The organism is Cognatiyoonia sp. IB215182 (assembly GCF_033963905.1).
Classification (GTDB): domain Bacteria; phylum Pseudomonadota; class Alphaproteobacteria; order Rhodobacterales; family Rhodobacteraceae; genus Yoonia.
On the sequence record NZ_JAXBMB010000011.1, the window covers coordinates 65,867 to 80,539 of the forward strand.

Genomic DNA, 14,673 nt, shown 5'->3' on the forward strand with positions numbered 1-14,673 from the left:
CGCGAGGGTCCCATCAATGAACCCAGCATTTTCGGGCCGCTGATAATCGCGGTCAGTCCTTGTTGTCTTGAACGTTCGGCCCAATCGCTGCTGGCATCTGTCCGATAATCCAACGGCTCGGCACTGTGCCCGTCACCGACTTAAACGTTCGGTTGAAATGTGCTTGATCAGAAAACCCCATCACATCGGCGATTTCGACAAGGGCATGGCCTGTCACCATCATGCGCTGTGCCTCACGGATACGGCGACGCTTGACCCATTGGTAAGGGGAACACCCTGTTTCCGCCCGAAATCTCTGGTTGAACTGCGTCCGCGATAGCCTTGCGCAGTTGGCAAGATCATCGACAGTGATGTGTTGTCCAAGATTTGCATTGATGTACGATTTTGTCCGTTCGAGCCAACCCTGATCAATCGGTCCGGCGAAAGCCGCATCGCGCAGATGAAACACCTCCAACATCAGCGCATCAACAAGCGCGCGAAGATGCGTATCATTTCTGGTCCGTTGCTCACATTCCTGCGCAAGAAGCAGTCCGAGATGAGTGATCTGGGCAGTCTTCGACAGGAATGCAGGTTTTTGCAAATCTACTGACTTATCGACGCGTTTGGCGAGGTAATCGCGATGGATATGGATATCGAGATGCTGAAAGTTTGCAGCGATTTTCATCGCACCGTTCAAGTGCAAACCTGCGGGCACATAGCATGCAGCACAGGAAGTCTCATCGACCCATGACGGCGCCGAAAACGCTAAACTGACGTCACCAAACAGCAATGTCAGGCGTGGATGCAGCGATGCGTATGTGCCATGCGCACCTCTCTGACTACGCACCTTCCAATAGTCGATAACCATATTGTCGAGCGACAGAAAACGCAGTTCATCCAGCGGGACGAAACCTTGCGTTCTAGCATACATTTTTGGATGAAAAGACACCGCACACCTCTTGTTTTTGGCTGCACTGTCTTGCTGGCTACGAAACGTTAACCCTTGGAAAACTGAAGTCAACTGCGCGCGCATGGTTGAAGCGTGCGTCGGCCATCCTTACGTGCCCGGAGGTCCATCAATTCAACCCTTGCGTGAAATAGGCAAGATTGACTTACTGTCATCCGATAACACAGAAGCGTCTTTGCTTAACCTAAGCTGAGGAGACAGACAGACCGAGAGGTTTACATTCAACAAACTGAGAGATTCCATGCACCTGCGTCTCATTTTGATCCCCGTTTTCTTTACACTCTTGAGCGCCTGCGCAGAGTTAACCGATTTTCACTGCGGCAACATCAATTGGTACGATTTTGGTTATAATGCCGGGCTTGAAGGAAAATCTTCCCTCGTCATCACCCGTGAGGCAGCTCTCTGCGATGGTAGCGCGACCTTGCCTCGCGCGGATCGCGCGCTTGAGGGCTACAATGCAGGTTTGCGCAACTATTGCACACCGCGTAACGCTTTCAGTGTGGGCCAACGCGGTGAAGAGCTATCGCCTGCCTGTCCCTCGGCCGAACTGTCGCTTATGCGGCAACCCCACTTGATCGGGTTGAGAGATCACCGTCTTTTGCAGCAGATCAAGGACTTGGAACAAGACAGAGATGCACTCGAAACGCAGCGTGATAGCACCGAAATCGACGAAGACACCCGCCGTCAGATAAGGCGAGATATTCGTGACATTGACGGCCGCATCGACCGGCTAGAGGACCGCAGGCTTCTTTTGCTTATGCTTGTTTCATAATATGAGTCCATTCTTTTCGCGCTGAGGCATATATCACCTGATGAGCATTTCAGAATGTCTTTTGCACAAACGCCCCCAGCGTGCAGGGTTCGCCAATGCGGACGATGTTGTCGAAACCCGGTGACACACCAAACTGATCGACAAACTCGCTGCGGAAGTCAGCGTAGGTTTCGTCTAGAAGGTTGCGGCCGTAGACCCAGACAAGTAAGCCGTCTTCGTTTTCATATGTCAGTTCAGCGTTCAAGAGCCACCGGCTGTCATCCTCAATGGAGTTTTCGACGTCTTGAAAGGCGGCTGCAGTGTAAGACGCATCAACAGCAATGGACCATTCCGGCGTAATTGCATAGCGCCCACCAAGCGATACTGTCAGTGGACTGGCAAAAGGAAAAGCATTCCCATCAGCATCCTCGAACTCTTTGAACTCGGTCTCTACAACGGCCACCGCACCAAAAAGCGACAACGCTTCGCTGACATCGCCTTCAATCGCCAACTCACCACCGAACGTCTCAGAACGACCGGCTTTGTTGCACAAATTGGGGCATGAGCGTACTTCCCCTTTCCCCGGACGGATTTAGCCTACGGCCTCAGTAACCTGTATGCCGAGCGCTGTGTACTTGTTGAGGACGGCAACACGGATTTGGATTTCCGCGACCTGCCTGTCGAAGTCCCGTGCCATTAGGCTTTGCCCCAGCAACTTCACACAATGCATCTTGGTTTCGGCACGGCTTCGTCGGTGATATCCGCTCCACCGTCGCCAGATGGCACGGCCCAGATATCGCGAAGTATTCACTGCCTCGTTTCGGGCGATGGCTCCTGCGCTGGTGGGTTTCCAAGGTTTTGCATTCTTGCGCGGAGGGATGACCGCATGGGCATTACTGGCAGCAATTGCGTCGTGGCATTTGCGCTTATCATAGGCTCCGTCGGCGGTCACTGACCCGATGGTCTGATCAGGCGGAATTTGGTCGAGTAATTCCGGCAGCATGGGGCATCACCGACATTGCTCGTCGTGACCTCGATCGCTCGCACTTCCAGCGTTTCCTCGTCGATTCCTATGTGTATCTTGCGCCAAATCCGGCGTTTGGGGCCGCCATGCTTGCGAGCGTTCCATTCGCCTTCACCCTCGGCTTTGATGCCCGTGCTATCGATCAGAAGGTTCAGTGGACCGGTGCCACGATAGGGCAGGCTCACATTCAGGGTTTTCTGGCGGCGGCATAGGGTGCTGAAATCCGGCACCGATCAATCCAGACCAACAAGCCGAAGCAGGCTCTGCACGAACCCGGTCGTTTGCCTGAGCGGCATCCCGAACAAAACCTTCAGGGTAAGGCAGGCCTGGATCGTAGCATCGCTGAAACGCTGCTGACGACCACGATTGCCGCTCGGTGGAGGCACCCAAATCATCTCAGGATCAAACCAAAGCTCAAGCGATCCGCGTCGCTTCAGGCTGTCATTGTAAGCCGACCAGTTCGTCGTCTTATACTTTGTAGGGGACCAACTGCTCATGGCCTCTGGCTATCATGCTGGATTCGCGAGATGAATCCCATCAGGCGATTTGTGCAACAAAGCCAATTCATCAGCTACCTCTGCTCTAACCAGAAGCGGCAAATAGTGTAGTTACAGCGCTAAGCCCGTTTCGTCCGCGACCATTACCTCCACACCGTTCAGTCCGCTGCGGCATACAGGAATGTCTTGTGTGGATTTATATGGACCCCACCTTATTGCAACGATTTGTTTGGTCTGGTTCAGGATCACGATTGCTGACGTATATCCGGCTTCTGTGAGCGGCCCAATGTATTGTCACCGCAAGCCCCAATGGATTTCCGCTTGCTTCTCCCTCATTGGCTCCAAGGCATCAGCGTTGCTGTGCCGATCCACACATCAGGTTCAAGAAGCAACGGTTCGTGTCGTTGTCACCATCCCATGCCAATTTGCTGCAATATTCAGGTAGTCCGCTTGTTTTTTAAGCCTCCCGTTGACCCGTGAACGCCGGTTGATACCCAGTGCGACCTGACAAGACGGCCCAGACGATCCTGGCGTTCTTGTTGGCAAGCGCGACAGCGACCACATTGGGGTGCCGTCGATCGCGCATCCGTTCGATCCACAAACTTCTCGTATCTGTTTTGCCAGCTGCTTTCTGAAGAACTGCACGAGCGCCATGGATCAACAGGGTGCGTAAGTATCGGTCCCCACGTTTGCTGATCCCGAAGAGGCGGGATTTACCACCGCTGGATCGCTGTTTGGGAACAAGTCCAAGCCAGGCTGCAAATTGACGTCCGTTCTTGAAGCATGTCCGGTCACCAACAGCGGCAACCAGCGCCGTGGCCGTAATTGGCCCGATCCCGTCAATCCTACCAATACGTTGACACATCTCGTTGGACCGAAAGAGGTCTCGGATCCGCTTTGTGTAAGTTGCAATGCGCTGATCCAATTCATTGAGTTCTTCGTGCACGTCACAGACCAATTCGACGAGCATCACGCCCAGCATGTGATCAACACCGTCGGCAATCTGCGACAATGTACTCCGGATCCTTGAGATGTCTCGGGCAACGACGAGGCCATGCTCAGCCAACAGCCCCCGGATTTGGTTCACCAACCTGGTTCGATCTGACACCAATCTTTGACGGATACGATGAACGGCCTGGATCTCAAGCTGTTCCGCGGACTTGACCGGTACAAAGCGCATTGATGGTCGACCGATGGCTTCGCAGATCGCTTCGGCATCGTTGCGGTCATTCTTGTTGGATTTGACGTATGGGGTCACAAACTGCGGTGAGATCAGGCGAACTTCATGACCAAGATCTGCAAAGACCTTTGCCCAGTAGTGCGATCCACTGCAGGCTTCCATTCCAACTATGCATGGCGGCAAATGCGCGAAGTACTGGGTGACAGCATCGCGTCGCAGCGTCTTTTTCAGAACCACTTCATCCTTTGCATTCACGCCGTGAACCTCGAAGACTGTCTTCGCCAAATCCAAACCAATCCGCACAATTTCCATGATATGTCTCCTTGCTTTGCAAATGCGCAATCGTTGCCGCCTGAGGGTGGCGGGGTCCATACCATTGGCTCCTGCATAGCAAGACGTTTTTGAATGGGTTCGCACTGGTCAGAAGCAGACATGTGTCCGGCCTGTTTGCGCGGCACATGCGGCCGCTGGCCCTGATGGTTTCCGCAGACCAAGTCCCATACAGGTTCGCGGACAACGTTGTGTCCTGGACATTCGACGGGGTGTCTTGGTTGGCGGGCTGACTGTGCGCCATCAACTCGTTGGTCTTGCTGTCTCGGTGTTATCTGCTCCTTTTCTTCAGGCGTAGTGTGGGCGGTAGTATTCGTTCCTCGTCAAGACGGCCCATATGATCCGTGCGGTTTTGTTGGCCATCGCGACGGTCGCGAGCCTGGTCGGCTTGCGCTCAAGCAGTCCGATGGCCCATGGGTCGACACGGTCTGGATTCACCTTCATCTGTCGCAGCCGAGCCGTCATTCCGGTGACTAGGAGGCGTCGAAGGTATCGATCACCCATCTTCGAGATCCTGCCCAACCTCTCTTTGCCACCGCTGGATCGGTTGAGCGGTGTCAGGCCAAGCCAAGCTGCGAACTCGCGACCGTTCTTGAACTGGCGCGCGTCGCCGATCGTTGCTGCTATGGCTGAAGCTGTCACCGGACCGACGCCCGGTATCGTCCGAAGCAACATCACGCGCGGGTCCTGTTTTGCCTGAAGGCGCATACGCATTTCGTACCAACGGATCCGCAAGTGCAAAGCCACGAGCTGATTGCTCAAATTCGTCAGCACATCGACTGCAACTTCGGGAATTTCTGGTGGGTCTTTGTCCAACACATCCTTTGCAAATTTCACTGCGCTGCCAATTCCTTGGGCAATTGCAATTCCGAACTCGGCAAGCAGACCACGCAACATATTGCTGACCTGAGTACGCTGGCGAACGATGAGATCACGCGCGCGATGAAGGAACAGGACGCTTTGTTGCTCTTCCGTTTTGATCGCGACAAATCGCATGGTCGGGCGTGTCACGGCTTCGCAGATGGCTTCGGCATCGGCGGCATCAGATTTGCCGCGCTTGACGTAAGGCTTCACGTAATTGGCCGGGATCAAACGGACATCATGCCCGAGAGCGCTCAATTGGCGCGCCCAATAGTGGCTCGAACTGCAAGCTTCCATTCCTACCAGGCAAGCAGGAAGGTCTTCAAAGAAAGCCAAAAGCTGCGCCCGCCTTATCGCGCGATTGAAAACAACATCGCCATTTTCAGCGATGCCATGGACCTGAAAGATGTTCTTGGCGAGATCTATGCCAATCGTTGTAACCTGCATTGGGTGGCTCCTCTCATAGCAGTCATGACAACTGCACTATGGCGCATTGCGACGCCGGTTGGAGCAGGAGCCATCCACCCCATCAGGTCTTTTAAGCCGCGCCGCAGCACCCAATGCCGCGCCCGTTCGGCGACTTTCCCCGCTGCGTGCGCGCAGCACAAAATTACAATGATTGAGCTAGGAGTCTTCGGTCCCCTTCGCCACGCTTTTAACCAAGCGAGTGACCATCACATGCTATCATGCAGCAGTTCTAGCATCTGGCATATGCTGGCAGCAGTCATTGTTGCATGACTGCTTTCCGCCCAGCTGGACGTACCCGATTGCCTTCCAATAATCTGACTATTACAGTCAGGAATTAGCCATGGAGGATTCGCCGGAATTGGTTTCTTCCAAGCCACAAAGCTCAGCGAACGCCGCGCGTGACGGCACCTTTTGGGTTTGGGGATATGCATCGGCTGATCACATTCATGCTGCCCTACAAGGGAACGATGGCGGTTGTTGCGCTCGCCATCCTCGCGGTGACAGCAACTGGGTTGCTGGCCCCGTGGATGGTGCGCGAGATCGTGCTGGTTATCGAAACCGGTGCCGATGGCGCAATCGCTCATCTGACGCTGATCGCCGCTTTATTGATTATCATATATGTTGGGCGCAGCACGGCTGAGGCGGCGGTGTTTCACTATTCACATGTTGTCGCTTTCAACACGTGCCGCGATCTGCGCGATGCGGTCTATGCGCATCTGCAACGGCTGTCGCCGAGTTGGTTTGCTGCACGCAAATCGGGCGATATCACCAAGCGCGTGATTGACGATACACTGAAGCTGGAACCGGTCATTGCCGATGCCGTCTATGGGTTTGTCGTATCAATGATCCTGTCCTTGGGCATCCTGATCATCCTTTTCAACCTCTCACCGCTTCTGACGTTTCTTGCTCTGATCCCCCTACCCTTCTCGCTGGCCATCATGGCTTATGTTGGACGCAAGGCTATCCCATCATTTGACAACGAGGCGGATCGCGAAGGACAATTGGCGGCGTTGGTCCAGGATCACGTCAGCGGCATCCGCGAGATCCAGATCTTCAATCAAGAGGCGCAGACGCGGCAGCGATTTCAGCGCAAATCGGACTTTCTGGCGCGGCGGCAGATCCGGTCACGGACGCTGATTGCCCCTTTTGATCCAGCAGTTGAAGGGGCCATCGGTGTCTCGACTGCGTTGGTGGTGCTGGTCGGCGGGCGCATGGCCTTGGCGGGTCAGATCGCAGTGGCTGACCTTGTTGCCTTCATCCTTTACATCGTGACGCTCTATCAGCCGCTTTTCACGGTGGTTCAAGCAACTGAGGCGGTGCAGCGGGGGTTGTCAGGCCTCAAGCGCGTTAATGATTTGCTGGACACGCAGCCGGACGTCGCTGACCCCGTCACGCCCACTGCCTTGCCTTTGCCCTTGCAGGGGAAAATTGCGCTGAAGGATGTCAGCTTTGCTTACCGCACAGATATGCCTGTGCTGCAAGACGTGTCGCTGACGATCCAACCCGGCGAAACACTTGCGGTGATCGGTGCAACGGGCGCTGGCAAGTCCACGCTCGCCCACTTGATCGCGCGGTTCTACGACGTGACGGAGGGCAAGATCACGCTTGATGGGATCGACTTGCGCGACTTGCGCTTAGCAGACCTCAGGGGTGCCACGTCAATGGTCTTGCAGGATGTCTTCCTCTTCAACGGCACGATCCGGGAGAACATCCGTTTCGGACGCCAGAACGCGGATGAAGATGCAGTCATGGCAGCAGCTAAGGCTGCTGGCGCGCACGCCTTTATCACCGATCTGCCCAAGGGATATGAAACGCTTGTGGGCGAACGGGGCATTCGCCTGTCTGGTGGGCAGAAACAGCGGATTTCTATTGCCCGCGCCCTTTTGAAAAATGCGCCGATCCTGATCCTCGACGAGGCGACCAGCGCTGTCGACACGGAAACCGAGGCGGCCATTCAGGACAATCTGGATCAACTTCTTGCCGGGCGCACCGCAATTGTTATCGCCCATCGTCTTTCCACCATCCGCCGGGCGGACAGGATCGCGGTTCTCGAAAACGGCAGGCTGATCCAACTGGGCGCGCATGACCAGATCGCACACGAGGCAGGGGTCTATGCCCGGCTTTTGCAAGCACAGGAGAGTGCCGCGTAATGACCAGTGAGTTCCCAGCATCACCACTGACGGCCAATGGGTTGTCAGTAGGCTATGGCGATACAACTATACTGAAAAACATTGATCTGGACATTGCCGCTGGCCAGATCACCGCGCTGGTTGGCCCCAATGGTTGCGGAAAATCGACGCTGCTCAAGGCTTTTGCCCGCATCCTGAAGCCTAAATCAGGCCATGTGACGCTGGAAGGCCAGCCCATCACGTCCTATGCCACGCGCGATGTTGCAACGCGGCTGGCCATCTTGCCGCAAGGGCCCGTGGCACCCGAAGGCCTAACCGTCACGGAACTCGTTGCGCAAGGCCGCTTTCCGCACCAGACCCTGTTCCGCCAATGGTCTCCGGGAGATCGGGAGGCCGTCGAACGGGCGATGCGCCTGACCGATCTGGAGGACTTCGCAGAACGCCCAGTGCAATCCCTGTCCGGCGGACAGCGGCAGCGATGTTGGCTTGCAATGGTGCTGGCACAGGATACGCCGCTTTTGCTGCTGGATGAGCCCACGACGTTCCTCGACCTCAAAGTGCAGGTTGATCTGATGGCGCTCTTGTCCCGCATTGTGCACGAGGATGGCCGCACCATGGTGCTGGTCCTGCACGAGTTGAACCTCGCTGCCGCCTTCGCCGACCGGATCGTAATGATGCGGGACGGGCAGATCGTGGCAGAGGGCAGCGGCGCGCAGGTGATCAAGCCGGAAGAACTGCGCGCCGTCTTCGATTTGCGCTCTGATGTGATCGCAGACCCGGCCACAGGGCGCCCGGTCTGCCTGCCGCGCACGTCCGAGCAGGTCGTTCCATTGCGGAGCGCCGCCGAATGAACGCAACCCGCACCATATTTGCCGCCACTGGGTTCTGGCTTTGCATTGCAGGTGTGCTCTTTGCGTTTCTCTGGCACATCTCGGTCGGCGCGAAAGCGATTCCGCTTGGCACCGTCTGGCAGGCGCTGGTGGCACCGGAAGACGGGGTATTCGACCATGTTGTCGTCCGCGATCTGCGCATGCCTCGCGCGATCTTTGCGATTAGTGTCGGCGCAGCCTTGTCCGTGGCCGGGGCGCTGATGCAAGGCGTCACCCGCAATCCACTGGCGGAACCGGGCATTCTAGGCTTAATGGCGGGGGCGACCTTTGCGGTGATCATCGGGATTGGCTGGTTCGGGCTTGCGGGCACGGCTTATGTCCCGCTCTTCGCTGCAATTGGCGCGTTGATCGGCGCGGTGTTGGTCTGGACCATCGCAAGCGCGGCTCCCGGGGGCGCGACACCGCTGACACTGATCCTGTCAGGTGCCGCTGTTGGCGGTTTCCTTTACGCCATCGAGAGCGCGGCGATCTTGCTCAACGAAGATGCCTTCCGCAACTTCCGGGTCTGGCTTTCCGGCTCTCTCGCCGGACGCGATATGGAGACCTATCTCTGGGCCTTACCCTGGTTCATCACCGGCTTGGTCGCCGCAATGGTGATCGCGCGGCAGGTCACAGCGCTCGCGATGGGCGAAGAGACCGCCGCGGGCCTCGGTGTTGATACAGTGAAGATCAAGTTCATCTCGCTCGCGGCGGTAGTCGTCCTGACGGCTGCCGCCGTGTCTGTCGCCGGTCCGCTGGGGTTTGTTGGGCTCGTCATCCCACATGTCGTGCGGCTCTTTGTCGGCTCCGACTACCGGCTGATCGTCCCCTTCTCGGCCATCGTGGGCGCGGGCTATGTCGTCGTCGTCGATATCGCAGCGCGCGTGGTCCTCGCCCCCATCGAAATCTCAACCGGCATTGTGACCACAATGCTCGGCGCACCAATGTTCATCTGGCTGGTAAGGACAAAGCTATGAGCATGACCACGCTGGAAGGGTTCGGCGGGCGCGTCGCTCTGCAGGTTCCGATGAAGGCGCTGATGGTGAGTTGTGGGTTGGCGTTGGCCATTGTCGGCGTGCTGACCTGGAGTCTGATGACCGGCAGCTACCCAATGACCAGTGCAGAAGTCTGGGCAACGCTCTTTGGCGACCCACCCTCTGATACGGCATCAACGGTGGTGTGGGAATTCCGCTTTCCGCGTACACTTGTCGCGTTCATCGTCGGCGCATTCCTCGCCCTGTCGGGGGCGGCCCTGCAATATGTCACCCGCAACCCGTTGGCTGACCCGAGCCTTGTCGGCGTCAGTCAAGGGGCCGCTCTGGTTGTCGTGTCGGTTACCATCCTCGCACCGACAATGGGCTATTTCTGGCGCCCGATGCTCGCCTTTGGTGGATCGCTGACCGTCGCCGCGATCATCCTTGCAGCGGCATCATCGCATCGTGGCGGAGAGACGTTGCGCTTCATCCTGATGGGGATCGGTGTCGCCGCACTGATCTCATCCTTCACACAAGCATTGCTCACCTATGGCGATATCGACCGGGCGATGTCAGCCCTTGGCTGGCTTGCAGGGTCTGTCCACTCCGTCGGCTGGGACGAGGTGCGCTGGCTCACGGCGACGGCTTGCATCGTCATGCCGGCCCTCTTTTTCGCGGCACGTCCTTTGTCAGCGATCCGGTTCGGCGAGGATGTGGCCACTGGCCTTGGCATTCGGGTCCGCGTTGCCCGCTGGGGCCTTGTGATCCTCGCCGTCAGCCTGGCTGCAACGGCCGTTGCCGCTGTTGGTCCGCTGGGCTTTGTCGGTCTCGTCGCCCCGCATCTTGCCCGCAGGCTCGCCCATTCTGGCGTCGGTCTGCACCTTGTCCTCACCGCCCTCACCGGTGCGCTCATGGTCGGTCTCGCCGACTTCGCGGGTCGCGCCGCGTTTGCCCCGATCCAAATCCCCGCAGGTCTGGTCACCGCCATCATCGGCGTGCCGGTCCTCGTGTTCCTGATCCTGCGGACGCAAGCGCGCAGCCAGCTCTGACGCGCCAATAAGACAGACCCCGAAACGGGGCGCCCTGTAGCCAATCCGCAAGGCAGCGCGTCCAGCGCGACCCAGCTTTCACATCACGGAAAGGACGTGACAATGAAAACGCTTGCCTTGCTTCTAGGCGGTGCAGTCGCCTTGATTGCCAGCATTGCGCCCGCGCAGGACACACGCATTGTGGTGGATGATTTGGGGCGGACGGTTGAAGTGCCTCTAAACCCGCAGCGCATCATCTCGGGCGATGACAACACCCTAGGCATGCCGCTCGCTGACTTTGGCGTTGATTTCATTGGCGCGCAGGCTCGCGTGGCGGAAGACGGCAGCTATTTTATGCGCGGGCTGGACGTGAATTACGGTATCAGCTTTGCAGAATCCGGCATCGAGCCTGTGTCGGTTTGGTGGGAATTTGATCTGGAAAAGGTCGCCCTGCTCGACCCCGACCTGATCATCCTGATTGAATGGCAACAAGAACAGGCCGAGCTGTTCGAACAGATCGCTCCAACCTTCTTTGTGTTCGAAACGCCAGAGCCTTGGGCCGTCCAACAGGCAATTGCACGGGCGACAGGCAAGGAAGACGTTTTCGAATATCGGCGGGGCATCTACGAAGATCGGGTTGCGACGCTCAAAGCCTCTCTCGATATCCCTGAAGGCACCACCTATTCCCTGATCGGACCGGGTGACGGGACATTCTGGGCCAGCACCGGCGCCTACAATTTCACGCTCGTTCTACGCGATCTGGGCTTTGTGCCCAGCCCCGGCACGCAAGCGCTGATCGATGCGGGGTCCACTTGGGGGGAGGAGATCAGCGCCGAACGGCTGCAGGATTTCGACGCCGACTACATCTTTATCAGCTACCAGTCACAGCCTGGGCGCACGCCAAGCGAGGTCTTAACGAATATGGATGGCGTCCTGCCCGGCTGGTGCGATTTCGTAACAGCCTGCCAGAACGGCAATGTCATCCTGTATCCCTGGGAAACCATCGGCGCGCCGACCTTTGCGGCGGCCAATGCTGGCATGGACATTATCGCCACCCATTTCGCCAGCAAGTTGTTGCGTGCCCAATAGCCCCGAGCACCTAGGAAAAGGGAGCAGATCATGCATAAACACTTGATCCTTGGAGCTTTGATTTGTCTGGCGTTGTCCGCACCTTCTTTCGCGCAAGATACGCGCACCGTCGTTGACGACCTTGGCCGCACTGTCGAAATCCCAGCAGACCCTCAGCGCGTTGTAATCGCCGGCAATGAAGAACATGCTGCGATGCTCACATCTATCGGCTATGTGCCTTATGGACTGATGTGGGGCTATCATCCTGAGGTGATCCAGACACTGGAAGGGATCGGGGGTGATGTCGGTGACCTTAGCACCGCGCAGATCCTGGGTGACTCCAGCAATCCTGATCACGAAACCATCGCGGCGGCTGATCCCGACCTGATTATCATGTGGAACGATCCTGAAGCAGTCGAAAAGATGGCACTGCTTGCCCCCACACTTGGCTATAACCCACGCCAGAACAATTCCGGCGATTACGGTGATGCAAGTGGCGAACGTTACAGCAAGCAGCGCACCATCGCATCACTTGTCGGCATGGCGGATGCACTTAACGCGCAAATTATTGCATATGAGGCACAACTGGCGGATGTAAAGGCCCGCCATGGCGATCTCATCACAACGCTTGAATGGACATTCATCGACACCGGCGATGATTTCCAGCCGCATATGTATGACGCGGAAACGTATCCGACCTTCGCCTACAACGCCGTGATGACCGACCTTGGTCTCAAACGCGCCAATGCGATGGCAGAGGCGACAAAGGTCGGCCTGGGGTTTGATGACAATTTTGGCTATGCGCAAATTTCGCTTGAGGTCATCCCGGATTACGCCGCCGATCTGATTTTCGTTGGGCGCTACGACGATAAGCCGCTGGACGGGCAGCTTGAAACTGTCCTTAGCGCCACTGCCGCAGCCAAGGCTGATCAGGTGATCCGCGTCGACAGCAATGTGTGGACCTATCACCTTGTGCAGGCCGAAATCCAACTTTTGCGTCAGATCGACGAGATTCTATCGGAAGGCGTCCAAAATCTCGGCGATTTCTGAAACAAACCTACCGCGAGGCAGCGCCGGCGCGCGACCCAGCCAACATCACACCAAAGGAACGACATGATGAGACATCTTGTAGGGCCGATTACGGCTGCTTTTTCCCTTCTGTTCAGCGCATTTCCAGCGCTGGCACAGGAGATGCGCAGCTACACGGATGCAATAGGGCGCACCGTCGAAATTCCGGTCGACCCACAACGCATTGTTGCGCTTGCCGACCATGTGATCGCCCTGCCCCTGGTAGAGCTCGATGCAAATCTCACTGGCTCCTATGGCCGGATTGATGCGGACGGCAATCCATTTTTCCGCTCTTTGCGGGATGTATTTCCAATTTGGCTGGCGCAGAACGACCTCGCTTTTCTGGGCACATACGGCACGCCCGATTTTGAAGCGATGGCAGCACTTCAGCCAGACTTGATCATCGGCGGCACCTGGGCAAGCGAGCAGCTCGATCAGCTGGAACTGATCGCGCCAGTAATCTTTCTACCGCACGGAGAGGTCGAACCACTTGAATACTACCGTCGCTTAGCCGATGTCGCCGGTCGGCTTGAATTGTTTGAGACCATGCGCGCCCGATACGAAGACCAGATCGCACAGGCGAGGGATTGGCTGGGTGATCATGACTACACGTATCAATTGCCGCAATTTGAGCCGGGCGACGCCATTCTCTACGTCTGTGGGCAATATGGCGGCCTGTCCCGGGTGTTGGACGATCTGGGTTTCACGATGATCGGCATCAGCGCTGAGGTTCGGGAAACTGACGAATTTTGTAGCGAAATATCAACCGAACGGTTGCAAGAGGTTGATGCCGATTTCCTTTTCGATACCTATCGCCTTTCTGTGCCCGGCAAGATTGATCAACAGGCAGAGATCAACAACATCCTTCCGGGCGGGTGTGACATTCTCAGCGCGTGCCGCGCCGGACGCATGGCGGTTTTACCACGTGCTTTCGCCTTTCCGACGACGTTCACGACGATGGACATGATGATCCATGATGTGGTCAGTCATGTTGTCGGACGTCCTGGTATCGCTATGCCGGAATAGGCGTGGAACAGATGGAAAGCTGGCTGATCTGGGCGCTGCTCGCGGCTGTCTTTGCCGCGCTGACAGCGATCTTTGGCAAGGTGGGGGTTGAGGGCGTTCATCCCGACCTTGCCACGCTGATCCGCACATGCGTGATTTTGGGCTTTGCGGCCTTGATCGTCGCAGCACAGGGCGCCTGGACGGGGCTGGCCCAGATCACTGGCAGGACGTGGACATTCCTTGTCCTGTCCGGGATGGCAACAGGGGCCTCATGGCTGGCCTATTTCCGCGCGCTGCAACTGGGCCAAGCCGCGCAAGTCGCACCCATCGACAAGCTCTCGGTCGTCTTAGTCGCCGTCTTCGCTGCGGTGTTTCTGGGCGAAAAACTATCCCTGACAAACTGGATCGGCGTCGCTTGTATCGCGACAGGCGCGTGGCTTGTCAGCCGATCTGCATGACACGAAAGGAGACTGCA

General features: G+C 57.0%; 13 protein-coding genes and 1 pseudogene. 9 read left to right on the forward strand and 5 right to left on the reverse strand.

Translation table 11 applies throughout. From position 1 onward, the window contains the following. Positions 1 to 52 precede the first annotated feature (52 nt). The gene (locus SLH47_RS20575) at positions 53 to 910 is read right to left on the reverse strand and encodes an AraC family transcriptional regulator (RefSeq protein WP_320242248.1); all 858 of its coding nucleotides are present in this window, start codon (positions 908 to 910) and stop codon (positions 53 to 55) included. Between the two features lie 277 nt (positions 911 to 1,187). On the opposite strand from SLH47_RS20575, the gene SLH47_RS20580 reads away from it, so the two are divergent. Then, the gene (locus tag SLH47_RS20580) at positions 1,188 to 1,718 is read left to right on the forward strand and encodes a DUF2799 domain-containing protein (protein WP_320242249.1); all 531 of its coding nucleotides are present in this window, start codon (positions 1,188 to 1,190) and stop codon (positions 1,716 to 1,718) included. A gap of 49 nt (positions 1,719 to 1,767) precedes the next feature. Here SLH47_RS20580 and SLH47_RS20585 read toward each other — a convergent pair whose 3' ends face one another. The 4 genes and pseudogenes from SLH47_RS20585 to SLH47_RS20600 all read right to left on the reverse strand — a co-directional run bounded on the left by SLH47_RS20585 (position 1,768) and on the right by SLH47_RS20600 (position 6,036). Beyond that, complete coding sequence (locus SLH47_RS20585) at positions 1,768 to 2,250, reverse strand: TonB-dependent receptor (protein ID WP_320242251.1); 483 nt, start codon at positions 2,248 to 2,250, stop codon at positions 1,768 to 1,770. A 39-nt stretch (positions 2,251 to 2,289) separates the two neighbouring features. Beyond that, a pseudogene (locus SLH47_RS20590) lies at positions 2,290 to 3,218 on the reverse strand (IS5 family transposase). A 457-nt stretch (positions 3,219 to 3,675) separates the two neighbouring features. Further along, entirely contained in the window at positions 3,676 to 4,710 is a 1,035-nt protein-coding gene (locus tag SLH47_RS20595; RefSeq protein ID WP_320242253.1) for an IS110 family transposase, read from the reverse strand. Between the two features lie 306 nt (positions 4,711 to 5,016). Then, complete coding sequence (locus SLH47_RS20600; RefSeq protein ID WP_320242256.1) at positions 5,017 to 6,036, reverse strand: IS110 family transposase; 1,020 nt, start codon at positions 6,034 to 6,036, stop codon at positions 5,017 to 5,019. A gap of 419 nt (positions 6,037 to 6,455) precedes the next feature. Between SLH47_RS20600 and SLH47_RS20605 the strand changes: the two genes are divergently transcribed. The 8 genes from SLH47_RS20605 (at position 6,456) to SLH47_RS20640 (ending at position 14,656) form a co-directional block, all read left to right on the forward strand. Next, complete coding sequence (locus tag SLH47_RS20605; RefSeq protein WP_320242258.1) at positions 6,456 to 8,207, forward strand: ABC transporter ATP-binding protein; 1,752 nt, start codon at positions 6,456 to 6,458, stop codon at positions 8,205 to 8,207. Next, positions 8,207 to 9,037 (forward strand): ABC transporter ATP-binding protein, encoded by an 831-nt coding sequence (locus SLH47_RS20610; RefSeq protein WP_320242260.1) that lies wholly within the window; start codon positions 8,207 to 8,209, stop codon positions 9,035 to 9,037. The genes SLH47_RS20605 and SLH47_RS20610 overlap by 1 nt, the downstream gene beginning before the upstream one ends. Beyond that, a complete protein-coding gene (locus SLH47_RS20615; protein WP_320242262.1) occupies positions 9,034 to 10,032 on the forward strand; it encodes an iron ABC transporter permease in 999 nt (332 codons plus the stop codon). The genes SLH47_RS20610 and SLH47_RS20615 overlap by 4 nt, the downstream gene beginning before the upstream one ends. Then, on the forward strand, positions 10,029 to 11,078 hold the full coding sequence (locus SLH47_RS20620) for an iron ABC transporter permease (RefSeq protein WP_320242263.1): 1,050 nt from the start codon (positions 10,029 to 10,031) through the stop codon (positions 11,076 to 11,078). The genes SLH47_RS20615 and SLH47_RS20620 overlap by 4 nt, the downstream gene beginning before the upstream one ends. Positions 11,079 to 11,180: 102 nt before the next feature. Next, the gene (locus SLH47_RS20625) at positions 11,181 to 12,146 is read left to right on the forward strand and encodes an ABC transporter substrate-binding protein (RefSeq protein ID WP_320242264.1); all 966 of its coding nucleotides are present in this window, start codon (positions 11,181 to 11,183) and stop codon (positions 12,144 to 12,146) included. A gap of 30 nt (positions 12,147 to 12,176) precedes the next feature. After that, complete coding sequence (locus SLH47_RS20630; protein ID WP_320242265.1) at positions 12,177 to 13,175, forward strand: ABC transporter substrate-binding protein; 999 nt, start codon at positions 12,177 to 12,179, stop codon at positions 13,173 to 13,175. Between the two features lie 66 nt (positions 13,176 to 13,241). Beyond that, on the forward strand, positions 13,242 to 14,219 hold the full coding sequence (locus SLH47_RS20635; protein WP_320242267.1) for an ABC transporter substrate-binding protein: 978 nt from the start codon (positions 13,242 to 13,244) through the stop codon (positions 14,217 to 14,219). 11 nt (positions 14,220 to 14,230) lie between these two features. Next, positions 14,231 to 14,656 carry an EamA family transporter gene (locus SLH47_RS20640; protein ID WP_320242268.1) on the forward strand — a complete coding sequence of 142 codons (426 nt, stop codon included), beginning with the start codon at positions 14,231 to 14,233 and terminating at the stop codon, positions 14,654 to 14,656. Positions 14,657 to 14,673: the final 17 nt, after the last annotated feature.